A 24652-nucleotide genomic window follows, 5' to 3' on the forward strand; every position below is an offset into this window, starting at 1 on the left:
GGATCACAGAATAAACCGGCTTAGATCTTCATCCTGCACCAGTGCATCCAGATGACTGTCGACATAGTCAGCATCAACCACCACCTGTTGACCAGCGTGATCCGAAGCTTCAAACGACACTTGCTCCAGTAACCGTTCCATCACCGTATATAAACGCCGGGCGCCGATATTTTCAGTTTTTTCATTCACTTGCCAGGCGGCGCGGGCAATCCGCGAAATACCATCGGCGGTAAAAGACAACACCACGCCTTCGGTGGCCAGCAAGGCACGGGTTTGTTCAGTCAACGATGCTTTTGGCTCGGTTAAAATCCGTTCAAAATCAGCGGCGGTCAGCGCCTGCAGTTCGACGCGGATCGGCAAGCGGCCTTGCAGCTCCGGCACTAAATCTGATGGTTTTGACATCTGAAAAGCACCGGATGCAATAAACAAAATATGGTCGGTTTTCACCATGCCGTGTTTGGTACTCACGGTACAACCTTCAATCAGCGGCAGTAAGTCACGTTGTACGCCTTCGCGCGACACGTCCGGGCCTGAGGTTTCGCCACGTTTACAGATTTTGTCGATTTCATCGATAAACACGATGCCATTTTGCTCGACGGCTTCCAGCGCTTTGGCTTTCAGCTCTTCCGGATTGACCAGCTTACCGGCTTCTTCGTCCACCAATTGCTTCAGTGCATCTTTGATTTTCAGTTTGCGCTTTTTGGTCTTTTCCGAGCCCATGTTCTGAAACATGCTTTGCAGCTGCTGGGTCATTTCTTCCATGCCCGGCGGCGCCATAATTTCGACGCCCATCGCCTGCATGGCTAAATCGAGTTCGATTTCTTTGTCATCAAGCTGACCTTCGCGTAATTTTTTACGGAAAATCTGCCGGGTGTGGTTGTCGGTGTCGGAAGTCTCGCTTTCGCCCCAGCTGTTTTTAGCACGTGGCAACAGCACGTCTAAAATGCGTTCTTCAGCGGCTTCTTCCGCGCGAAAACGGTTTTTCGCCACTTCAGTTTCGCGCACCATTTTCACCGCGCTGTCGGTTAAGTCGCGGATAATACTTTCCACTTCCTTGCCGACATAACCCACTTCTGTGAACTTGGTGGCTTCCACTTTAATAAAAGGTGCATGGGCCAGTTTTGCTAAACGGCGGGCAATTTCAGTTTTGCCAACACCGGTCGGGCCAATCATCAGAATATTTTTTGGGGTGACTTCCTGGCGTAAGGCCGGATCGAGCTGCATCCGGCGCCAGCGGTTACGCAGCGCAATGGCCACCGCACGTTTGGCATCTTGCTGCCCGATAATATGGCGGTCCAGTTCGTGGACGATTTCTCTTGGCGTCATTTCAGACATAACGGACCTTCTTATAAATCTTCAATAGTGTGCTGTTGATTGGTGTAAATGCAGATATCACCAGCAATGGTTAAGCTTTTTTCGACAATGTCGCGCGCACTGAGTTCGGAGTTTTGCAACAGCGCCGTTGCTGCCGCCTGGGCAAAAGGGCCACCAGAGCCAATCGCGATTAAATCCTGCTCCGGCTGGATCACGTCGCCATTACCGGTAATGATCAGCGAACAATTGGCATCGGCGACAGCCAGCAAAGCTTCCAGTTTTCGAAGCATGCGGTCAGTGCGCCAGTCTTTGGCCAGTTCCACCGCGGCGCGCATCAAATGCCCCTGGTGTAATTCCAGCTTGGCTTCAAATCGTTCAAATAAGGTAAAAGCATCAGCGGTACCGCCGGCAAACCCGGCCAGTACTTTGCCGTGATACAAACGACGCACTTTGCGGGCATTGCCTTTCATCACGGTATTGCCAAGGGTGACCTGACCATCACCGCCTAAAGCGACATGGCCATTGCGGCGGACAGATACGATTGTAGTCATGACATCTCTTTATCAGAAAGCTTTATCAAAAAGCTCTATCAGAAAACGCCAGGCTGGCAATCCAGTTGGCGTATGCGGAACACTGCTATCTGAAATAAGGGTGCCGGGGAGGATTTTCAAGTTTGCGCGAGCGAATGACTTACAAAGGCATCCAACAATCAGCCACTTTGCTGCGTTTGAGCTTATTCCGATCATTCTGCGCCTGGCGTCGACTGGTGTAAGGCCCAACGACAACCCGGTGTTTGCCGGAAGACTCTTTGATGGTTGAGGTGATCCCGACAAAAGCAATTTTCGCTTTTAGCTGCTGGGCGCTGCTCAGATCTTTAAAAGCACCGCAGTACAAAGTTGCTGGCTTTTTCGCATCTAATTCGTCAGCGGTCACCTGAATTTCTTTGGTTTCCAGCTCTTTGATGTAGGTATAGGGCTCTTTTGAAGGTTTGTCTGGCAATGCATCTTGCACTGCTGCCGGCGCTGGTTGTGCCGCTTTGGCTTGTGCTGCTAAAGCTTCAGCACCTGGCTGATGGGAGATATGCCACAAGAAATAACCAAAAATGATCAGTAACACCGACACTGCAGCAATCAATAATTTCGGGATTGGCGCTGGTGCCTTGGCTTTGGTGCGGGAGCGGGGCGCCGGGCGGGCGGCTTTGACATAATCTTGCTGCGGCATAACGGAGTTTTAAATCACACTTTTTAACAGGTCATACCGCATTCTACTGAAAACTTCCCGAAATGACACCCTTAACCTTGGGCTAATTGCAGCGAAGGTGCGACCGAATTTGTAATTCAATCAGCTTAAATCAAGCGGATCCACATCCAGCTGCCATTTCACTTTACGGCTGAGCGCAGAACTCTGAATGAGCTGCATCAGCGCTGCTAATAACTGATGCAAGGCTTTGCGATCCGGACTAAATAGCTGTAGTTGCCAGCGAAACTTGCCAGCTTTTTTCTCCAGTGGCGCTTTGACTGGCCCCAGCCATTGCAGCGGTGCTTGTTGCGCCAGCAGCGCTGTGTGCTGTTGCAGTAACGCCAGCCACTGCTCACAGACGGCAGAATCCAGCGCTTCGGCGCGGAACATCGCCATATACTGATAAGGCGGCAAGCGGGTTTGCTGGCGCTCGAGTAAGGCACTTCTGGCAAAAGAGTGGTAACCGTTTTGGATCACGTCCTGCAGGAGCGGGTGACCCGGATAATGCGTTTGCAGCAACACTTTACCAGCGACATCGCCGCGGCCAGCTCTGCCCGAGACTTGAGTCAACAACTGCGCCAGTTGTTCCGATGCGCGAAAATCGCTGCTATATAAAGCGCCGTCGACATCGACCACCACCACTAAGCTCACCGCCGGAAAATGGTGCCCTTTGGCCAGCATTTGGGTGCCGATAATCAGTTGTGGCGTGCCACTGTGAATAGTTTCCAGATGCGCTTCCAGACTGCCTTTGCGCCTTGTGCTATCGCGGTCCAGGCGGGTAATTGGAAACTCTGGGATCAGTCGGCCCAGCTGTTCTTCTAACTGCTCGGTGCCCTGGCCAACCGGCGCCAGTTGGGTGCTGCCACAGTTGCCACATTGGTGTGGTACTGGTCTGGTGGCGGCGCAGTGGTGACAAATCAGCTGGCGGCTTTGTTTGTGGTAGGTGGTAAAAGCGCTGCAGTGCAGGCATTCGGTTAGCCAGCCGCATTCATGGCAAATCAGCGCCGGGGCAAAACCACGACGGTTGAGAAACAACATCACCTGCTGGCCGCGTTTTAAGGTCTGCCGAATTTGCGCCAAGGTACCGTCAGCCAGGCCGTTTTTCAGCACTTGCTGTTTCAAATCAAGCAGTTCAATTTTGGGTACTTGCTGACTGGTAGCGCGTTCCGGCAGCTGCAGATGGATAAATTTCTGTTGCTGTACGTTGTACAAAGACTCGAGACTGGGTGTGGCTGAGCCGAGCAAAATCGGGCACTGCTCTAAACTGGCGCGTTTTACTGCAAGGTCGCGCGCATGGTAACGAAAACCATCTTGTTGTTTCAGCGACTGATCATGCTCTTCATCAATAATCAGCAAGCCTAAATTGCGAAACGGCAAAAACAGTGCCGAGCGGGTGCCGATCACAATAGCCGCATCGCCGCTTTGGCTGCGTTGCCAGCAGCGTAACCGTTCATGGTCAGTCATATTGGAATGCCAGGTCAGCATTGGCACGGCAAAACGTTTTTCAAAACGGGCCAAGGTTTGTGGCGTCAGGCCGATTTCCGGCACCAGTACCAACACTTGTTGGCCTTTGGCCAGCACTGGCTGAATAGCCTGCAAATACACTTCAGTTTTGCCAGAGCCGGTCACACCTTCGAGTAAAAACCGTTCAAAACGCCCAAGCGCCTGCACCACAGCGGTCACCGACAGTGCTTGTGCCGGGTTTAATGGCAAAGGTTTTTGTTTTTCCGGCAGATATTCAAAAGGCGTAAAAGGTTGGCTGATGAGTTCGGCGATGCCTTTGTCGATCAGTTGTTGCATGGTCGCGCGACTAAATTCGCTGACAGCAACTGTTTCTGTGAATGCCGTTTGCTTTAGTTGTAGCCAGAGCGCGAGTTGTTTGGCTGAGCGTTTAAACAATATATCGCTACAAGATTGACCTTCAGCAGTTAATTGCAGCAGTTTTTGCTTCTCGTTATTGAGTAACCGGCCTTCCCGCAACAAGGCGGGCAGGGCGCTGGTTAGCACATCCCCGAGCGGATGATGGTAATAATCGGCGGCGAAGCTGAGTAAATCACGTAGCATCGGGCCTAATACCGGCACCGGGTCCAGCAATTGGGTGATGGGTTTCAGCACTGCATCGGTAAAACTGTCCGACGGGTCAATCTGCCAGACCACACCGACCAACTGTCGTTTACCAAAGGGCACTAGTACCCGCGAACCTATGCTGACGCTGATATTTTCATCAGTTTCCATTTGATAATCAAAATGTTGGCGCAAAGGCACTGGTAAGGCGACACGAAGAATTGGCACTGGTATATTCCGGCAGTAAACTGGCTTCAGTGTACAAATTCGATCCTGCAAAGAACAGGAGTATTTCCATCAAGGCTCAGGCGTTGCAGCGCTTTACTGGCTTGGCGATCTTTTTGTTGAATAAGCCAAACTTATCTATTAAACTTCGCGCCCTAAATTAACTGAAATACGTATGGTGTTTGACAGCAGGACTGATCAGATTGCGATACGGCCCAACGAGGTAAGCCATGAAACCAGGTATCCACCCGGAATACAAAGAAATCACTGCAACCTGTACTTGCGGTAATGCTTTCAAAACTAGTTCAGCACTGTGCAAAGACATCCACTTGGACGTATGCTCAGCTTGCCACCCGTTCTACACTGGTAAGCAAAAAGTTCTGGACGTAGGTGGTCGTGTTGACCGCTTCAAAAAACGTTTTGCAGTACTGGGCGCCAAATAATCCGGCTTCCGTCGTAAGACAGTTAAAAAGGCACCTTGGGTGCCTTTTTTGCATTCTGGCTTTACAAAATCTGCCGCTCGTCATGGTTCAAAATTGAAACTTATCGCTATCTGCTAAAATTATTTTCATTGCATAATCGCTTTTGTAGATATGCATTATTTTTACTGCCGTGTTGGGTCGATAACCACTTCATTCATATCACTTTTACCAAAACAACCTGCAATGCCCTGCTGCATAATTTCTTGTTTGAGCTGGCTGGATATCTAACCGGCTATTCAGTTTTATTGCATCATTATCAGCTAGCGGACTATCTGGTCTGATGAGTGGCGTGTTAGGGGATTGGCGCGCTGCAGAAAACTTGTTATAACAGGACTGCGCAAACTTCCACCAGCCGCTGCGGTGATGCCGCTTCGACACAGTGGTACGATCAGCAAGTTATTGATTTGCATAGCGCGCTCTGCTCTTTAGAATGAGCGGCTTTTCGCCCTACAGCGCAAAGATTGGCAAATACACCCCGAATCTTCAAGGATGAAGGGTACAACAAAAGCCCACAGGGCTCAGCGTCAGGACCTCTTACCATGTCAGATTTCAGAGAACAAGCACTGCGGTATCATGCCGAACCTAAGCCAGGCAAAATCAGTATTGAGATCAGTAAGCCCGCCGAAACCGTCAAAGACTTAGCGCTGGCGTACAGCCCTGGCGTGGCCGAGCCGGTGCGCGAAATTGCTGCCAATCCGGACGATGTTTACAAATACACCGCCAAAGGCAATTTGGTGGCGGTCATTACCAACGGTACCGCGATTTTAGGTTTGGGCAATTTAGGCCCTATGGCTTCTAAGCCGGTGATGGAAGGTAAGGCTTTGTTATTTAAACGCTTTGCCAATCTGGACTCGATTGATATTGAAGTCACCCATCGCACCACCGAAGATTTTATTAATACCGTCGCCAATATTGCAGACACTTTTGGCGGCATTAACCTCGAAGATATTAAATCGCCAGAATGTTTTGAAATTGAAAAAGAGCTGATTAAACGCTGCAATATTCCGGTATTTCACGACGACCAGCACGGTACAGCAATTGTCACTGCCGCGGGTCTTCTGAATGCTCTGGAAATTCAGGGCAAAGACATTGGTAAAGTCACCATCGTTTGTATGGGGGCGGGTGCTGCCGCTATTGCCTGTATGGAGCTGCTGATTAAATGTGGCGCCAAACGTGAATACATTTATATGCTTGATACCAAAGGCGTTATTCACACCCGTCGTGACGATTTAAACAAATACAAAACCTTATTCGCCAATAATACCGATAAACGCACCTTAGAAGATGCGCTGGATGGTGCCGATGTGTTTGTGGGGGTGTCCGGGCCTGATGTATTACCGCCGGAAGCTTTAAAGTTAATGGCTGATAAACCAGTGATTTTTGCCTGTTCTAACCCGGATCCGGAAATCAAACCTGCATTAGCGCATGCGGTACGTTCGGATTTAATCATGGCAACCGGCCGTTCGGATTATCCGAATCAGGTGAATAACGTGTTGTGTTTCCCGTTTATTTTCCGTGGTGCTTTAGATGTACGCGCCAGCGTGATCAACGACGAAATGAAAGTGGCTGCGGTACACGCCATTCGTAGCATCGCCAAAGAGCCAGTGCCGGAGTCAGTGCTTATTGCCTCTCAGGTTGCCAGTCTGGAATTTGGCAAAGAATACATTATTCCAAAACCTATGGATCCACGCTTGTTACCACGGGTCGCCAAAGCAGTGGCCGATGCGGCAGTAGCTTCGGGTGTAGCACGGATTGAAATGCCTGCGAATTACATGCAGTAGTTTTTATAGTTATACCCGCATCTTCAACGATGAAGGGATAATAAAAAAACCCGCCAATTGGCGGGTATTGCGTACTGTTGATTTGTCATTATTTTTTTAATAGAACTGACGCTTTAAATACAACATCTACTACTTTAAGTGCGACAGTTTACTCCTCGTCGGAGTCGGCTTCCTGGATCACTGGAATAGGTTTGCCCATGCTGGTCAGAATGTTACGTACTTCGACCGGGATTTGATGCGGGTTATCTTTACGCAAATCTTCATCGGCTGGCAGTGGCTGACCGGTAAATGCATGCAGGAAAGCTTCACATAATAATTCGCTGTTGGTGGCATGACGTAAGTTATTGACTTGACGACGAGTTCTTTCATCGGTCAGCACTTTTAATACATTCAGCGGGATAGAAACGGTGATTTTTTTCACCTGTTCTGATTTTTTGCCATGTTCTGCATACGGATGAACGTATTCACCATTCCACTTAGCCATAGTTGTACCTTGATTTGTTTTTAGTTGCGTAGCGCATTTTGGGCCGGAATTTTACTTCTTTATACGATGGGACACAAACAATGCGCAAGAAATAATCACTACAGACGTCTAAATGTTTTGACTTCTTATTTTTCGGAAGTATACTTTTAGACGTCTAAACGCCTATATAAGCCCGAGGTTAATTATGTCGACCCGCCATTCTGCCACTATTACTGCCCGCGCTGGCATTGCTCAGGACCCGGCCTATGGTTCGGTGACGCCACCTTTGTATTTAACTTCGACTTACGAACTGAAGGCTTTTAAGCAGCCCGGCAAATATGATTATTCGCGTTCGAATAACCCAACCCGTGATTTACTCGGTGATGCGTTAGCTGAATTAGAAGGCGGCGCCAAAGGTTTAGTCACCAGCACCGGCATGTCCGCTTGTGTGCTGGCGCTGCAACTATTAACACCAGCCGATACGCTGGTGATCCCACATGATTGTTATGGCGGCAGCTATCGGTTGTTCGTCAATCTGGCCAATCGCAAACAAGCTTTTAAAGTGGTCATCGTGAATTTTCAGCAAGATAACTGGGCGGAATTGGTCGCAAACGCCAAACCAAAAATGATCTGGCTGGAAACGCCAAGTAACCCGTTACTGCAAATTACTGATATCAAAGCAGTCTGTGAGTTGGCGAAAACATTGGCGGCGCTGGTCGTGGTCGACAACACCTTTTTATCGCCGGTACTGCAGCAACCGTTGCAGCTTGGTGCCGACATTGTGGTGCACTCCACTACTAAGTATTTGAATGGCCACAGCGATATCGTCGGCGGTGCTTTGATCACCAAAGATCAGGCCACCGGCGATGAACTGAAATGGTGGGCCAACTGTTTAGGCCTGACCGGCGGCGCTTTTGACGCGCATCTGGTGCTGCGCGGTATCCGCACTTTATTACCGCGGATGAGAGCGCATCTGGAAAACACCACGCTGATTGTGGATTTTTTACAGCAGCAAAAACTGGTGGCGAAAACTTATTATCCGGGGCTGAAAGATCACCCGGGTCATGCCATTGCGAAGGCGCAGCAAAACGGTTTTGGCGCTATGGTCAGCTTTGATTTAGCCGCTGACGAAGCTTATTTGCCGGTATTTTTTAATGCACTGCAATGTTTCACGCTGGCGCAATCTTTGGGCGGTATTGAAAGTCTTATTTGTCACCCTGGGACTATGACCCACGCCTCGATGGATGCAGCAGCGCAAAAAGCTGCTGGCATGGGGCCAACGCTTATTCGTTTATCGGTGGGCATTGAAGATAGTCGCGATTTGCTGGCGGACTTAGCCCAGGCTTTTGCGGCCGTTGAGCAGGCGATGTTGGCCGATGATGTGAAGCCGGTGTCCACGGCTCCTGAAGCTGTCGCTCCGGCAGCAACTTTCGTTCAGGAAGCAACTCGCGCTCCGGCCACGTCAAATAAGGTTGCTACGGACGCGCAGTCGCAACAAGAATTTCGTTTAAACCCGGCTTTAGCCGCTTTTTGGTGAGTGTGATGGCAGTACAATTTTCAACAGCTTTTAATGCAACGACCTTTTCTGCAACAACTGTGGCCTCTGCGCTGGTGGTGCATAAATTTGGTGGCAGCAGCTTAGCTTCGGCCGAACGTTTTCATGCAGTAGCGGATATTTTATTAGCGCAGCCGCAAGCTTCAGCCTGGGTCGTGGTGTCAGCACCAGGTGATACCACTGACGCGCTATTAGCCTTGCTGGATGCCGCCGCCGACCAAACCGCGCTGGAGCAACATTGGCAGGCACTGTCACAGCAATTGCGCTTGTTGGTGACCCGTACTTTATCAGTGGCGACAGCGCCTTTGGTGCTGAATCAACTGAACAGCTGGCTGGCCGATGTGCCGGTGGCAGCGCAGGCCGGTCGGCACAATGATGTGTTGGCGATTGGCGAAAAACTCTCAACGCTGCTGCTCAGTCATTTACTGCAGGATCGTGGTCAGCAGGCTACGGCGATTGATGCCCGTGATTTCCTGCGCCTCGATGGTCAGCAAGTGCAGTGGCAGCAATCAGCGGAGTTATTGCAGCAACTAGTACAGCCAGGTTTTAACGTGGTAACCGGTTTTATTGCCCGCACTGTTGATGGTAAAAGTATCACCCTTGGCCGCAATGGCAGCGACTACTCGGCGACCATTGTCGGCCGTTTGGTGCTGGCGCAAAGCATTAATATCTGGACTGATGTTGATGCCATTTACAGCGCCGACCCACGCAAGGTGCCGTCCGCCCGCGCTTATCGGCAAGTGCCGTTTGCACAGGCCCGCACTTTAGCGCAACTCGGAAATCCGGTATTACATGCCAAAACCTTAAGCCCGCTGGCAGATTTTAATGCCGAATTGGTGGTACGCAGCAGTTACGAGCCAGAGCAACCCGGTTGTCGGGTCAGCCGCCAGGCCGCAATTGAAGTGCAGTTTGTGACCGATTTAGCCGATGTGGTGCTGGTGACTTTCCCAAAAAGCCAGCAAGTAACGGCTGAACAAGCGGCGGCTGCGCTGCAAAGCACGGTGTTTGCCGTGCCGGGTGATGTCAAAAGCTGGGTGGTCGAGCAAAAAAATCTCGATGCACTGCTGAGCTTTTTAGGCCAACAACAGATTTACCCGCGCGTGAGTAGCGCCCAGTATCAGGCGATTGCCTGGGTCAAACCGGCCGCCAAACAACAGCAGCAATTATCGCTGCAGGCGGCGCATTGGCTGGAGCGACAACAACCGGCTTTTAGCTTTGAAAATGCTGAACTGGCGTTATGGCTCTTTCAGCCGCCGTTGTCAGCGCGCGAACTGACGGAATTCCATCAATTATTATTGCCATCACAAGTGCGGTTGAACGTAGTAGTGGCCGGTACCGGTAATGTCGGTTCAGAATTTCTGGCGCTACTTGGCAAGCAACAACAAGCTTTTACCGGGCAAATCGAGCTGAAACTGGCCGGGGTGTTTAATTCCCGCCAAGCCTGTTTTAGTGATGATTTAACGGTACAAAACTGGCCACAGCAGTTAGCGACAGCGCCGGCTTATCAGAAACAGGAACTCCTGGATTATTTAGCAGCGCTGCCAAGCCCGAAAGTGCTGGTGGATATCACGCCAAGCAAAGCTTTTGCTGAAGGGTATGGCGATTTTGTGCAAACCGGTTGTCACTTGATTAGCGCCAATAAACAAGGCGTGACCTTGCCGCTGGCGCAATATCAGCAAATCAGTGCTTTAGTGGCTGAGCAGCAAGTCAGCTGGCTGGCCAATACCACAGTTGGCGCCGGATTACCGGTACAACGGATTTTGCAGGAGCTGCAAAGCTCAGGCGATCATATTCAGCAAATCAGCGGTATTTTTTCCGGTACTTTGTCCTGGTTATTGTGTAAATACGACGGTAGTGCACCGTTTTCAGAATTTGTCACGAAGGCCCAGGCCGAAGGTTTGACTGAACCGGATCCACGTGATGATTTATCTGGTAAAGACGTGCAGCGTAAATTGCTGGTGTTAGCACGGGAACTTGGTTTAACCCTGGATATCAACGATATCGAATTGACGCCCTTATTGCCGGAAGGTCTGGAGCAGGGCAGCTGGGACGAGTTTTGGTTAAAACGCGATGAGCTGGACAGTGCAGTCGCAGCGACTTTTGCCACAGCTAAAGCCGCTGGGCAAGTGCTGCGTTATGTTGCGACTTTAACCGTGACTGCTGAAGGTCCAAAGGCCAATGTGCAGCTGTTAAGTGTGGCGCCGGATCATCCGCTGGCTGCAATTCAGGCCTGTGACAACGTGTTTGTGATTGAGTCTGACTGGTATCAGGCCAATCCGTTGGTGCTCAAAGGTCCTGGCGCAGGCCGGTTGGTGACGGCTGGTGGTATTCATGCGGATTTGGCTATTTTAGCCCGTCAACAAATGGCTGCTGCCAAAGCTGCTCGCCATTCACAAGCACAAGCTGCTGCCTGGGCCAACGAGCGCGCGTAATACCTCAAGGTCAGAGTCAATGCTTTAGCATTGGCTCTGACTTCGTACACCTGCGATCTTACCCCGAGCCTTGCTCTCAAAAGATTGACTCTCAAAAAATGAGCCTCAAAGCATATGCATCCAAAACATGTGCTTCCAAAGCATATGCTCCCAAAACATATGCTTCCAAAACACCGGCTGTCAAAAATTTGGCAGTTCGAACAGCTCGCGGTCCATCTCACGAAATACAAGGTCTTGACGCAAGATCGTCAGCAATCTGCGTTCCGATTGCCGCAACGACATTTTCTTCCGCTCGATCGGCAGATGCTTGCCGCCAGCACGAGATTTGGGGCGGCGCAAAGTACAGAGCTGTCGGCCTGAAATAGATGCTGCCGATGACGGCCAAAATATCTACGCCATTATATTTTCATATAATTCATATGGATAGTCAGAATTTCTTTGAGTGTTTCGACAAAGTGCGCCACGGATCCCAGGCGTAGCCTCCCAGCTATTTGTTGTTTTCAGGCATAAATGGCGGCCAAGAAATTGGCATTTATTGTTGGCCTGATAGTTGCTCTATCACATTGTAAGGATTACTGACCCTGCCTCAGGAACGGGCGCGATGTGATGACAATAAAAAAACAGACAAATAAACTTACAAATTAGGGATTTACTCATGAAGTTATTCAATGCACAATCGAACGATACACAAGTCAACCAGATCAAAGCCGCTGTTGCGACAATTGACACTTTAGAGTCTAAAGTGTTGGTATCAAAAGATTTATTAGCTACGGTTGCGGGTGGTGTTAATGAAGTTGTGCGCCCTTGGCCACCAACAGATCTGGGTTCAAACTTATAGGCAAGAGTGAACAGAGCAAAAAATACCGCTAAAGATTTATTGTGCCTGACAGTTTGTACATTGTCTTTGGCGGCTATTTTTTACTTCGGGAATACCTTATACAACTATCTTGCAACGACTATTGCCATCCTGACCGTTGGCTTTTTTAGTTTATCCCGCCGCGAAAATTTGCCGATCTTACTGTTTGTGATTGGCATACAGCTTCTTGAATTTACCCTGGGCACGATGTTAGAACGGGTCCAATTATTACAATTAACCGCCGCTTCATTGCTTGACCTCTTATTGGCATTTTGTATCGTGCACTACCATAACGACCCAGCACTTCGCAGACTATTTAAAATCAATGAACCGGTAAAACGAGTGCCGCAAGTGTATCTAATATCACTGGTGCTGGCATTTTCGTCGTTATTTTCGTTTTTGATGGCAGGCGAAGTGATGTTTTATTACATCGATAAGAACATCTTTAATGGTGAGGTGCCGCTTTTTTATAGCATCAGTGGTTCGGTAAAACTGACGATTAAAGTGTTGTTTGATTTAGCAATTTGGTCGTTGTTACTGACCCCGGGCCACTGGAAATTTTTACGTCGCATCGAACAGCGATTTGATCTGTAACCAACTTCGTTCATCGCAAACCGACTCGAATCGGTGGTGAATTCCACAGAAGCACGCCCTTTCTACGTTATGCTAACAATCTGAAATCCAAAGTCTTCCGGGAGTTGCATGTCTCATCGCGCTTATCTGTTTTCATTGCGGATTGCCCATGCCCTGCGGGAAACGGCCGCTGAAGGTTATCACCGGCAGCAACTCTATAAAGATGTGATGGCTGGGATCCGCGTGGGCATTATCGCCATTCCTTTGGCGATGGCGTTGGCGATTGCCAGTGGGGTGCCGCCGCAATATGGCTTGTACACTGCGATTATCGCCGGTTTTATCATTCCGTTGTGTGGTGGTTCCAGATACAGCGTGTCCGGCCCGACCGCCGCTTTTGTGGTGATTTTATATCCGGTGGCGCAAAAATATGGCCTCGGCGGTTTGTTACTGGCAACCATGCTGTCAGGTGGTTTGCTGGTGCTGATGGCCACTTTGCGACTTGGGCGCTTTATTGAATACATCCCGGAAGCCGTCACCTTAGGTTTCACTGCAGGTATTGCCGTGGTGATTGCCACTTTGCAAATCAAAGACTTATTTGGCTTACAGCTCGCCAATATGCCCGAGCATTACATCGAAAAACTGCATGCGCTGATGCTGGCGGCAGATACCGCTCACTGGCCTAGTCTGGTCGTTGCCGCTGTCACTTTGTTGACGATGCTGAAATGGCCGAAACTCAATACCGCTATTCCCGCCCATTTACCTGCGGTGTTAGCCGGTACGCTCGCGGCACTGCTGCTCGGCTGGTTTAATTTTCCGGTTGAAACCATTGGCAGTCGTTTTCAGTACACCGATCTCAACGGTGCGATAGCTGCTGGTATTCCCGATATGCTGCCTAGTTTTATCTGGCCCTGGCAGCAAGCTGGCGCCGATGGTGGTGCGCTGATCTGGAGTTCGCAGATGGTGAAAGACTTGTTAGCTGCGGCCTTTGCGATGGCGATGTTAGGCGCTATTGAATCTTTACTTTGCGCAGTGGTACTGGATGGCATGACTGGCCGCCGCCATAGTGCCAACAGTGAATTGCTGGGGCAGGGCATTGGCAATCTGCTGACGCCGTTTTTTGGCGGTATTACCGCAACGGCTGCGATTGCGCGTTCGTCCGCCAATGTGAAAGCTGGGGCGCAGTCGCCGTTGGCGGCGATGATCCATGCTTTGGTCGTATTGCTGGCGCTGTTGGTATTGTCAAAATGGCTGGCTTATTTGCCGATGGCAGCAATGGCAGCGCTGCTGTTAATGGTGGCGTGGAATATGAGTGATGCCGCTAAAGCGCTGCATCTCATCAATACTGCACCGCGCAGTGATATCTGGGTGTTTAGTGTATGTTTTTCTTTTACCGTGCTGTTTGACATGGTGGTGGCGATTACCTGCGGCATTATCTTTGCGGCCTTGTTGTTTGTGCGGGAAGTGGCTGAAATGACCAAGGTTTCCGATGTCACTGACAGCCCAAAGCTGGTACCGGATAAGCTGGCAGATGGGATTAAAGTATTTCGCATTAGTGGCCCATTGTTTTTTGCAGCGGCAGACCGGGTTTTTGCGGAACTGTTAGCACTTTGCAAAGGTCAGCATTCGGTAGTGCTGGTGATGGATGGTGTTTCAGTCCTGGATGCCGGTGGCTTAGTCGCTTTGGATAAATTTATCAGCGCTTGTGATCATGCCAACTGCCAGATCTTGCTCGCCGATTTGCAATTTCAGCCGCTGAAAACTTTGGCCAAAGCGAAAATCCGGCCGGTGGAAGGCTTGCTGGCGTTTTATCCGACGTTGACCGAAGCGCTGAAAGTTCTGCCGACCAAAGAGCAGCAATGGCAGGACGCTGAACAAAATACCTTACATGATTCCGGGCTTTAAGTAGCCTTTGCGACTCGTCAAGCGGCAAAGGCTATTAGCGAGCCAAACGAATCACTCTTTGTTACTTTTACTTCTGCATAGAGTCATCGAAAAAGTCACTGTTTTCGGCTAGCCTTAGCAGCAACGAAGCATGGATCATGTCCTATGTTGCATTTTGATGCGATAAGTATTAATTAATATTAATTCAAAAAAACAGCATAAAAATTCTTGAAAGTGCATGAGCTACCCATTACACTGGCCGCATCTGTTCTGGCGTGGCCATTTTGATTATTTGTTTTTGGAGATCGACCGCTAATGTCGTCTGAGTTGCCAACCCAAACCCCAACATCTTTAGTAAAAGCCGCTGTTTTAGGTGCGGCCGGTTATAGCGGCGCTGAATTGTGCGCTTTATTAACCAGAAACCCTCACTTTGAGCTCTGCTTTGCCTATGCCTCTGCCGGGCGCAAAGCAGAGCCTTTTTCTTCGCTCTACCCACGCTTCCAGCAGCAAGTGGATGTGTTAGTTGAACCCTGGACAGACGACGAAATCGCCCGGATCAAAGGTAAAGTTGATGTGGCCTTTTTAGCGCTGCCGCATGAAGCCAGTGAAGAAGTGGCGCCAAAACTGATGGCTGCCGGCATCGTCGTCGTCGATTTATCCGGTGCTTTTCGCTTAAAACAGGCCGACCTTTATCCAAAATTTTATGGTTATGAGCATCAGCATCCGGCGTTACTCAACGAAGCGGTTTATTCACTGATGGAATGGTTGGACAAGCCATTACCACAGCTGATTTCAGTGCCGGGTTGTTATCCAACTGCTTGTACTTTGGCGTTGTTACCTTTGTTAAAAGCCGGACTGGTCGCGGATAACTGTATTCCGGTGATTAATGCCACCAGCGGCGTTTCGGGCGCCGGTCGTAAAGCGGCGCTCAATACCTCTTTTTGCGAAGTGGGTCTGAATGCTTATGGCTTTTTCAAACACCGGCACCGGCCTGAAATTGAACAGAATTTAGGCCGTAAAGTGGTGTTCACGCCACATTTAGGTAACTTTAAACGCGGTATTCTGGCCACCAGCGTGGTGACATTAAAAGCCGGCGTCACCGCTGAACAGGTGAAAGCTGCTTTTCACCATGCTTATGCCAATAAACCACTGGTACGGTTAACGGCAACCTCGCCGAATGTGGCGGATGTCGATGGCACACCGTTTTGCGATATTTTCTGGCAGCAAGATGGCGAGCAATTAGTGGTGGTTTCGGCGATTGATAATTTGCTGAAAGGTGCAGCGGCGCAGGCGATGCAGGCGGCCAACGTCAAATTTGGCAAAGCTGAAACGGCGGGTTTATTCGCTTTTGCTAAAGCAGGAGTGCTGTGATGAGCCAACACACCCAAGCAAACCCAAAAACGCCTTTAGTGTTAAAAATGGGCGGCCGGTTATTACAAGACAATCACGCGCTGGACGCACTACTCAAAGTAGTGGCTGAGCTTTCAACCCAATACCCGATTGTGCTGGTGCACGGCGGTGGGGATCAGGTTGACAGCTGGCTGGCAACTTTTGGTTTCAGCACGCAGAAAATTGATGGTCAGCGGGTATCACCAAAAGAACAAATGCCGGTGATCACGGGTGCTTTGGCCGGTGCAGTCAATAGCCTGATGGTGTCGCGAGCACAGCTGCAGGGTTTAAAAGCGGTAGGTTTAACTTTAGCCGCCGGTAAAAGTCTGAAGTTTGAAGTGAATACTAAACTGGGGGCAGTCGGCATCGCTAAAGCCAACGATGGCACCTTAGTCAACACCTTATTGCAAAGCGGTTTTGTGCCGGTATTTAGCTCGATTGGCCAAAGCGATGCAGGCGATTTACTCAATGTAAACGCAGACTTAGCCGCAGCCGCCATTTGCCAATTGGTACAAGGTCAGCTGGTATTGCTGACCGATGTGCCGGGTATTCTGGACGCCGAAGGCAAGCTCATCAGCACACTAGATGGTAAAGGCGCACAGGCATTGGTCGAGAGTGGCGTGATTAAAGGCGGCATGAAAGTGAAGTTAGATGCGGCGCTGGAAACTGCGGCGGCGCTACGACGATCGATCGTTGTTGCCGGTTGGCAGCAACCCAATGATTTATTAAAACTGATGCAACAACAAGCAGTCGGAACTTGCATCAGTGAATAAGGGGGCGTTTCGAAGTACCGGGAAACCCTCAACCCCACTGAAATCCGCTATCACGAAGGTCTGACGCTGTTAGACCGTCGGGCCGATTTCCCCAATAAGGAAGCCGCAGCGCGGTCGAGCAGTGTGAGTTATGAGTCAATTAAAACAGCTGTTATGTTTAGCTGAACTGGATCAACAACAATTGGCGGGCTTGCTGGATTTAGCCCTGGAAATTAAACAACACCCAAACAACTACAGTACTGCACTCAAAGGTAAAAGTATTGCGCTGTTGTTTGAGAAACCATCGCTACGTACCCGGGTCAGCTTTGATGTTGGCATCAACAAACTGGGTGGGCACAGCGTGTACCTGGATCAGCAAAATGGTGCCATGGGTGTACGCGAATCGGTGGAAGATTTCGGTAGCAATTTAGCCTGTTGGACCGATGCGATTGTGGCGCGGGTGTATTCGCAGCAAAGCCTGATCAAACTGGCGCAAAGTAGCAAAAAGCCGGTGATTAACGCCCTGAGCGACTTGTACCATCCATGTCAGGCGCTGGCCGATTTGCTGACGCTCAAAGAGCAATTTGGTGATTTATCCAAAGTGCATCTGGCTTTTGTCGGTGATGGCAACAATGTCTGTCATTCGCTGATGTTAGGTGCTGCCATTATGGGGATGACTTTAACAGTGGTGACGCCACCTGGTTTTGGCCCTGATGCACATGTGCTGTTAAAAGCGCAGGCTTTAGGCCAGGAAAGTGGTGCCAAGCTGACGCTGAGTCAGCATGTGTCGTCCGCCTCCGGTGCGGATGCCATTTATACCGACACCTGGATGTCGATGGGGAACAAAGCGGATCCGGCGCAAGTCGAAAGAGTTTTTGCCCCTTATCAGATTAATACCGCCGTGATGCAGCGGCTGGCAGTGAAAAACTTTATGCACTGTTTGCCGGCCCATCGTGGCCATGAAGTGACCAGCGAAGTGCTGGACAGTGATTATTCCCTGGTGCTGCAGCAAGCGGAAAACCGTATGCATGCGCAAAATGCCGTTTTAGTAAGTTTATTTGCCTGAGGCCGAACATGAGTGATGTAAAACAAAACGTGAAAAAAGTGGTACTGGCGTATTCCGGTGGTTTGGATACTTCGGCCATCGTGCCTTGGTTAAAAGACAACTATGACTGTGAAGTCATTGCGTTTGTTGCCGATGTTGGTCAGGGCGCTGAAGACTTGGCTGGCGTCGAAGAAAAAGCGATTAAATCCGGTGCCAGCAGCTGCTACATCGTTGATTTACGCGAACAGTTTGTCAAAGAAGTGATTTACCCGACACTCAAAGCTGGCGCAGTGTACGAAGGCCAATATTTGCTCGGCACGTCGATGGCGCGGCCAATTATCGCCCGGGCGCAGGTTGAGCTGGCGCTGAAACTGGGTGCTGATGCGTTATGCCACGGTTGTACCGGTAAAGGTAACGATCAGGTACGGTTTGAAGGCGCATTTGCCGCTTTAGCACCACAGCTGAAAATCATTGCGCCATGGCGTGAGTGGGAATTTAATTCCCGCCAGTCTTTGCTGAATTACCTGGCCGAGAAAAACGTGCCGACCACAGCAACCGCGACCAAAATTTATAGCCGTGACGCCAACTTATTCCATATTTCGCACGAAGGTGGCGAGCTGGAAAATCCGTGGAACGAGCCTTCTGATCAAGTCTGGATGTGGACCAAATCACCAGAGCAAGCGCCGGATAAAGCTGAATATTTACAGCTGAGTTTCGAAAAAGGCGAACTGACGGCCATTAACGGCAATGCCGTTGGCGCAATTGAAGCCATTGAACAGCTGAACGCCATTGGCTCTGAGCATGGCGTGGGCCGCATAGATATTGTTGAAAACCGCCTTGTCGGCATGAAATCGCGTGGTTGTTATGAAACACCGGGCGGCACTATTATCGTGGCTGGTCTGCGTGCGCTGGAATCCTTGGTCTACGACCGTACTTCATTGAAATACCGCGAAGAAGTCGGCTTAGAAGTAGCGCAATTGGTGTATGACGGCCGTTGGTTTACGCCACTGAAAGACGCCTTATTTGCCGCTTCAAACTCGCTGGCCGAACAGCTTACTGGTGATATTGTGGTGAAGCTTTACAAAGGTCAGGTCACTGTGGCGAAACGCCGTTCACCAAACAGCCTGTACTCAGAAGCTTTTGCCACTTTTGACGGTGACGAAGTGTATAACCAGAAAGATGCCGCCGGTTTTATCCGTCTGTATTCACTGGCCAGCCGCATTCGGGCGCTGCACGCCAAAGGTTAAACTGTAGCTGTGACTGGCATGCCAAACAGCAAGCCGGTCAGCGAGCGGATTAGATCCAGCAGCGGTTTCGGCCGCTGTTTTTATATTTAGTATCGGAGACTTTTATCATGGCCATGTGGGGCGGACGTTTTCAGGAAGCCAGTCTGGATGAATTCCGGGCTTTTAATGATTCATTAGCCTTTGACTATTTATTGGCGCAACAAGATATTGCGGCATCGCGCAGCTGGGCCATTGGTCTGGCCGAAGCGGGCATTATCACGGCGGAAGAAGCGGCCTTATTAGACGGCGCATTGGCCGAACTCGCTACGGAAGTCGAAGCTAATCCAGAGCTGCCGCTGCAAACCAAAGAAGAAGATATTCATAGTTGGGTCGAAGCCAAGCTTGGCGAAAAAATCGGTCATGCTGCGAAAAAGCTCCATACCGGCCGCTCGCGCAATGATCTGGTAGCCACTGATTTGCGGCTATGGAGCAAACTGAATGCCGGTTTAGTGCGCGATGCGCTGCAATCTGCCATCGGTGCATTACTCACTTTTGCCCGCAGTCATTATGGTTTGGTGATGCCTGGTTTTACCCATCTACAACGGGCGCAACCGGTGTTGGTCAGTCACTGGGCTTTGGCTTATGTCGAAATGTTCCGCCGTGATCTGAGCCGGATTGATGATGCCTTAGCACGGATGGATGTTTGTCCACTGGGCTGTGGCGCTTTAGCTGGCACTGGTGTGTTATTGGACCGGGTTACCGTGGCCGAACGTTTAGGTTTTGCCGCTGCAGCGCGCAATAGCCTCGATGCCGTATCAGATCGCGATTACGTGGTGGAGCTTTCTGCTGCTGCCAGTCTGTGTTTAACCCATTTATCGCGGTTATCCGAAGATGTAATTTTCTTCTGCTCTGGCGAAGCGGGCTTTTTTAAACTGGGCGACGCGATTTCATCAGGCTCTTCGTTGATGCCACAGAAGAAAAACCCGGATGTATTTGAATTGCTGCGCGGGAAAACCGGTCGGGTGCTGGGCCATTTAGTCAGTATTTTGCATGTGCTCAAAGGCCTGCCGCTGGCGTACAACAAAGATATGCAGGAAGACAAACAAGGCTTTTTTGATTTGATGGCCACCTGGCAACAGTGTTTGTTGGTGCTTGCCACAGTGCTACCGCATTTGTCGGTCAATGCCGGGCAATGTCGTCGTGCCGCTGAACTTGGCTACAGCAACGCCACCGATTTAGCCGATTATCTGGTTGGCAAAGGTGTGGCATTTCGTGATGCGCATGAGTTATCGGGCGAACTGGTGCTGAAAGCTTCAGCCCAGCAAAAACCGCTGGAAGCGTTGTCGTTGACCGAGCTCAAAGCCGTATCGCCGCTGATTAGCGATGATGTCTATGCTGCACTCACCATCGAAGCAGGTTTAGCCAAACGTGCAGCCTTGGGTGGGACTTCGCCAGAGCAGGTCGGCAGTGCGCTCACTGCGGCTGAGCAGTGGTTTGCTAAGCTGTCTGGTCAATAAACGGATCCGACCGCTACCCGCCAGATCCCAAACACGTTGCCTTACGGAAAAATGCTGAGGTAGTATTCAAAGACCTCAGCATTTTTTTCACAGGGAATCAGTGTGATATACGCAAAAAACTTTATCAAAGGCCTCGGTAAACTACTGCTGGTGTTGCTGGCATTCGCCATTAGTTTGTACTTGTTGTTATGGGCGATTAACCTGAAGGATGAAGCACCTTCGGCGGAAAGTGTGCAATTACAGCAGATCCTGCAGGCGCAAGTGCCGGCACCGGAGCAGGATAATAGTTTTATCTACTATACAAAACATCTTGCACAGCCGCTAAATTTACCCGATGCGCTGCGGACGTTGCTGCAGTGTCAGCCAGAACAATGTCTGATTGAACTGCAAGCAGCACAAGCTGCATTGCCGGCTCAACTTACTCAGCAGCAGGGTGTATTGAATTCTTATCAAAAGTTACTGGCGTTTCCGGTCTGGCAATCTCCGGTACTTGAGGTCAGCACCGAACCCGTTGCGCTTAGTCCGCTGAGTGAAATGCAGCAGTTGTATTTATTGGATGTCTGGTTAAAAACTCAGTCGGGTGAACTGGCAACCGCCAAAACGAGGTTACAGCAAGATGTGAGTTTCTGGCGTAAACAGCTGGTCACCAGCAATAACCCACTCTCCAAATTGCTTGTGGTTGCTGGAGTCCGCCGGCATTTTATGTTTGCAGAGATGCTGAAACAAACTCTGCCAGCGGAGCAATATCAACAATTAATGCCTGATCTTTGGCAACAGCCACTGACTGCCGATGAATCGTCGTTGCTGCTGGCGATGGCGGGTGAATGGAGCTTTGCGAACAGTGCCATCGCCAGCGTTGTTCAGGTCAGTCCGGAAGAGCAAAGTCTACTTGACCGATGGCTAACGACGTTGCTGTGGCGGCCTTTTCTTAAACTTCAGGCCGTTAGCAATGCATTTGCCCGGCTGCATCTGGCCTGTGCAGAGCAAAAGTCGGCCGACGTTTCCGAAACTTATCCTTGGTATAGCTGGCCGTACAATCCAATTGGTAAAATCCTGACCCAGGTATCTGGCACTGATAGTTGCATGAGGCAACACAAAGCTTTAGCCGAATTGGAACAACAACGGCAGCAGCTGAACCCCGGCGCCGTGGTTTTGTAATGACAGGGTTTTGTAACTATGGGGCAATAGGTTTGAAGAATGCCCTGAAGTTGCAGCAATGGCTGCTACAACTTCAGGCTTAAACAGTTCGCTTAGCGGAAAATATCGATTTCTTCCTGCTTTTGCTGATGTTCCGGCAAATCCGGATTATTCGGACTGGCGTACTGCGTTGGCTCAGTGCCTTGCTGGAAAAACTCAAAACTGCTGCTGTTATCCGTTGCCTGCGTGAGCAAACCGGTTTTGTTGTCAATCCGCACCGAAACGATACCGACCGGAGCTGGCGGAAATTTTTCCGGTAAATCAGCCAGCGCCGCTGCAGCATAAATTTGCCACGGCGGCAGAGCAGTGCGGGCGCCAGATTCGCCACCAGAAACCTGTTCAACACCCAGATTGTTATTCCAGGCAGTTTTGCCCAGCACACTTTCAGCATCATCAAAACCAACCCAGCTGGTGATCACCAGATCGGGTGTAAAACCAGAGAACCAGGTGTCTTTGACATCGTTGGTGGTGCCGGTTTTGCCGGATAAATCCCGTCGTTTTAATGCTTTCAGGTTCTTGGCGGTACCGTCCCATCCATCACCACCCCAAACTGCACTTTTCATCGCTTCGGCAATTAAAAAGGCGTTTTGCGGTGAAATCACCCGTGGTGCGAAGGTTTCAGCTGGTGTTGTTTCGATGGCCGCCGGTTCAGCTTCGCTAACTTGGGTGCTATCCGCGTCCGCAACGGCTGCTGGTTGCTCAGCAGCGACCACGTCCGTTGGCGCCAAAGTTGGCTGACAATCCTGACAAACCTTGATTGGCTGATGTTCAAAAATCACATTGTTCTGATCATCAAGGATTTTGGTAATCACATAAGGTTTCACCAAATAACCACCGTTGGCAAACACCGCATAACCAGTTGCCAGCTCCAGCGGTGTTAACGAAGCAGAACCCAGCGCCAGCGTTTGGTTCCGCGGTAAATCGTTTTTATGAAAGCCAAATTTGGCTAAGTGATTGATAGTATGATCAATGCCAACACCACTAATCAACCGCACCGACACCACGTTTTTCGATTTAGCCAAAGCTTCACGCAAGCGGATCGGGCCGTCATAGACATCAGGCGAGTTTTTCGGCCGCCAGGCGGTACCAGAACCAGCGTCCCATTCATGAATAGGCGCATCATTCAGCACCGAAGCCAGCGTATAGCCATGCTCTAAGGCAGCAGAGTAAATAAAAGGTTTGATGTTCGAGCCGACCTGACGGTTGGCCTGGGTCACCCGGTTAAACTGAGTCAGACCAAAGCTGTAACCACCGACCAGCGCCCGCACCGCGCCATCGGTTGGATCCAGCGCCACCAGCGCACTGCTGGCTTGGGGTAACTGACTTAACCGCCATTCGCCTTGCTGTTCCCGCACATAAATGTGCATGCCTGGCGCCAGAATTTGGGTGGCAGACTTTGGCGGATTGGCTTGACGCTCGTGGCTGATAAAAGTCCGCGCCCATTTCAGCCCGTCCCAGCCCAGTTGCACCTTACGACCGCCGGCAATCATCACTTCAGCGCTGCGGTTTTCGACCAGCGTCACCACGGCCGGTGTCAGCTTTTCGATCGCGTCCTGTTGGTCGAGGTAGGCCAGAATGGCTTCGTCGGAAAAACGTTTGTCTTCGACAAAACTTACCGAGCCGTCAGCATTTTCCTGGCGGGTTGCCGGCCATACCATAGCGACCGGCCCGCGGAAACCATGGCGTTCGTCATAATTGTGCAGATTTTGTTGCAGCGCCTGCACGGCGGTGGTTTGCTGCGCTGAATGCACAGTGGTAAAAACCTGGAAACCCTTGGAATAAGCTTCATCTTCACCATAGGTATCGACGATTTCTTTGCGGACCATTTCTGCCAGATATGGCGCCGACGCGGTAATTTGGGCGCCATGTAATTTGGAAACGATCGGCGCCTGAATGGCTTCATCGTATTGCTGCTGGGTGATATAACCAACGGTCAACATCCGTCCCAGGACGATATTCCGTCGCGCACGCGCTCTGCTTGGTGAGCGTACCGGATTTAATACCGAAGGTGCTTGCGGCAGACCGGCAATAATCGCCATTTCCGATAACGTCAGGTCTTGAATATTCTTGCCAAAATAGACTTGTGCGGCAGCACCAACCCCAAATGCCCTTTGTCCCAATTCAATCCGATTCAGGTACAACTCGAGAATTTCATCTTTGGTCAGCAGCTCTTCAATATGAAAGGCCAAAAAGGCTTCTTTTATTTTGCGGATGATTTTCTTTTCGCGGCTAAGGAAAAATAATCGGGCAAGCTGCTGGGTAATGGTGCTGGCACCTTGCGAATAATCGCCGGTGGTGGCGACGACTGTGGCCGCCCGGAACACGCCGATGACATCAATGCCCGGATGTTCGTAAAAACGTGCATCTTCGGTGGCAAGCACCGCCTGGATCAATAAAGGTGGTATTTCATTGATCTTCAGAGGGATCCGGCGCTTCTCTCCAAATTGTGAAATAAGCTCGCCATCCTGACTAAATACGCGCATCGGCGTCTGTAATCGGACATCCTTCAGCGTCTCTACACTAGGCAGGTCATCTTTCAGATACAGGTAGCTGCCAAATATCACAGTCAGACCTGCAATAAAGCAACTTAGGGTAATAATTACCAGTTTTTTAAGCCAAGACACTGAATCGCCCCAATTTTTACTCCCATTTACTAAAATA

General features: G+C 50.3%; 19 protein-coding genes. 13 read left to right on the top strand and 6 right to left on the bottom strand.

Annotated features, from left to right (window positions below; genetic code table 11):
• Positions 1-3: 3 nt before the first annotated feature.
• The 4 genes from hslU to priA all read right to left on the bottom strand — a co-directional run bounded on the left by hslU (position 4) and on the right by priA (position 4845).
• A complete protein-coding gene (hslU, locus tag EOE67_RS06965; RefSeq protein WP_127698311.1) occupies positions 4-1335 on the bottom strand; it encodes an HslU--HslV peptidase ATPase subunit in 1332 nt (443 codons plus the stop codon).
• Between the two features lie 11 nt (positions 1336-1346).
• Positions 1347-1865 carry an ATP-dependent protease subunit HslV gene (gene hslV / locus EOE67_RS06970; RefSeq protein ID WP_127698312.1) on the bottom strand — a complete coding sequence of 173 codons (519 nt, stop codon included), beginning with the start codon at positions 1863-1865 and terminating at the stop codon, positions 1347-1349.
• Positions 1866-2004: 139 nt separating this feature from the next.
• Positions 2005-2535, bottom strand: coding sequence for an SPOR domain-containing protein (locus EOE67_RS06975; RefSeq protein WP_127698313.1), 531 nt, complete (start codon positions 2533-2535; stop codon positions 2005-2007).
• A 120-nt stretch (positions 2536-2655) separates the two neighbouring features.
• A complete protein-coding gene (gene priA, locus EOE67_RS06980; protein ID WP_127698314.1) occupies positions 2656-4845 on the bottom strand; it encodes a primosomal protein N' in 2190 nt (729 codons plus the stop codon).
• Between the two features lie 227 nt (positions 4846-5072).
• Here priA and rpmE point away from each other — a divergent pair, with 227 nt between their 5' ends.
• Both rpmE and EOE67_RS06990 read left to right on the top strand, forming a co-directional pair.
• On the top strand, positions 5073-5285 hold the full coding sequence (gene rpmE, locus EOE67_RS06985; protein WP_082971527.1) for a 50S ribosomal protein L31: 213 nt from the start codon (positions 5073-5075) through the stop codon (positions 5283-5285).
• A gap of 578 nt (positions 5286-5863) precedes the next feature.
• Positions 5864-7105 (top strand): malic enzyme-like NAD(P)-binding protein, encoded by a 1242-nt coding sequence (locus EOE67_RS06990; protein ID WP_127698315.1) that lies wholly within the window; start codon positions 5864-5866, stop codon positions 7103-7105.
• 148 nt (positions 7106-7253) lie between these two features.
• Here EOE67_RS06990 and metJ read toward each other — a convergent pair whose 3' ends face one another.
• On the bottom strand, positions 7254-7589 hold the full coding sequence (gene metJ, locus EOE67_RS06995) for a met regulon transcriptional regulator MetJ (protein WP_008900448.1): 336 nt from the start codon (positions 7587-7589) through the stop codon (positions 7254-7256).
• Between the two features lie 184 nt (positions 7590-7773).
• Between metJ and metB the strand changes: the two genes are divergently transcribed.
• The 11 genes from metB (at position 7774) to EOE67_RS07050 (ending at position 21952) form a co-directional block, all read left to right on the top strand.
• Positions 7774-9105, top strand: a complete 1332-nt coding sequence (metB, locus tag EOE67_RS07000; RefSeq protein ID WP_127698316.1) for a cystathionine gamma-synthase — start codon at positions 7774-7776, stop codon at positions 9103-9105.
• 5 nt (positions 9106-9110) lie between these two features.
• Complete coding sequence (gene metL / locus EOE67_RS07005) at positions 9111-11555, top strand: bifunctional aspartate kinase/homoserine dehydrogenase II (protein ID WP_127698317.1); 2445 nt, start codon at positions 9111-9113, stop codon at positions 11553-11555.
• Between the two features lie 655 nt (positions 11556-12210).
• Positions 12211-12393 carry a hypothetical protein gene (locus EOE67_RS07010; protein ID WP_127698318.1) on the top strand — a complete coding sequence of 61 codons (183 nt, stop codon included), beginning with the start codon at positions 12211-12213 and terminating at the stop codon, positions 12391-12393.
• Between the two features lie 6 nt (positions 12394-12399).
• Positions 12400-13005: a hypothetical protein gene (locus EOE67_RS07015; RefSeq protein WP_127698319.1), complete on the top strand. Its 606-nt coding sequence runs from the start codon at positions 12400-12402 to the stop codon at positions 13003-13005.
• A 108-nt stretch (positions 13006-13113) separates the two neighbouring features.
• Positions 13114-14886 carry a C4-dicarboxylic acid transporter DauA gene (dauA, locus tag EOE67_RS07020; RefSeq protein ID WP_127698320.1) on the top strand — a complete coding sequence of 591 codons (1773 nt, stop codon included), beginning with the start codon at positions 13114-13116 and terminating at the stop codon, positions 14884-14886.
• Between the two features lie 294 nt (positions 14887-15180).
• The gene (argC, locus tag EOE67_RS07025; protein WP_127698321.1) at positions 15181-16236 is read left to right on the top strand and encodes an N-acetyl-gamma-glutamyl-phosphate reductase; all 1056 of its coding nucleotides are present in this window, start codon (positions 15181-15183) and stop codon (positions 16234-16236) included.
• A complete protein-coding gene (gene argB, locus EOE67_RS07030) occupies positions 16236-17027 on the top strand; it encodes an acetylglutamate kinase (protein ID WP_164852246.1) in 792 nt (263 codons plus the stop codon). Before argC ends, argB begins: the two co-directional genes overlap by 1 nt.
• A 130-nt stretch (positions 17028-17157) precedes the next feature.
• Positions 17158-18072, top strand: a complete 915-nt coding sequence (locus EOE67_RS07035; protein ID WP_127698322.1) for an ornithine carbamoyltransferase — start codon at positions 17158-17160, stop codon at positions 18070-18072.
• Between the two features lie 8 nt (positions 18073-18080).
• The gene (locus EOE67_RS07040) at positions 18081-19298 is read left to right on the top strand and encodes an argininosuccinate synthase (RefSeq protein ID WP_127698323.1); all 1218 of its coding nucleotides are present in this window, start codon (positions 18081-18083) and stop codon (positions 19296-19298) included.
• A 107-nt stretch (positions 19299-19405) separates the two neighbouring features.
• Positions 19406-20794, top strand: coding sequence for an argininosuccinate lyase (gene argH / locus EOE67_RS07045; protein ID WP_127698324.1), 1389 nt, complete (start codon positions 19406-19408; stop codon positions 20792-20794).
• A gap of 102 nt (positions 20795-20896) precedes the next feature.
• On the top strand, positions 20897-21952 hold the full coding sequence (locus EOE67_RS07050) for a hypothetical protein (protein WP_127698325.1): 1056 nt from the start codon (positions 20897-20899) through the stop codon (positions 21950-21952).
• A 92-nt stretch (positions 21953-22044) separates the two neighbouring features.
• Here EOE67_RS07050 and EOE67_RS07055 read toward each other — a convergent pair whose 3' ends face one another.
• Complete coding sequence (locus tag EOE67_RS07055) at positions 22045-24615, bottom strand: penicillin-binding protein 1A (protein ID WP_127698326.1); 2571 nt, start codon at positions 24613-24615, stop codon at positions 22045-22047.
• Positions 24616-24652 lie beyond the last annotated feature (37 nt).

This window comes from Rheinheimera riviphila, assembly GCF_004005945.1.
GTDB classification, from domain to species: Bacteria; Pseudomonadota; Gammaproteobacteria; order Enterobacterales; family Alteromonadaceae; genus Pararheinheimera; species Pararheinheimera riviphila.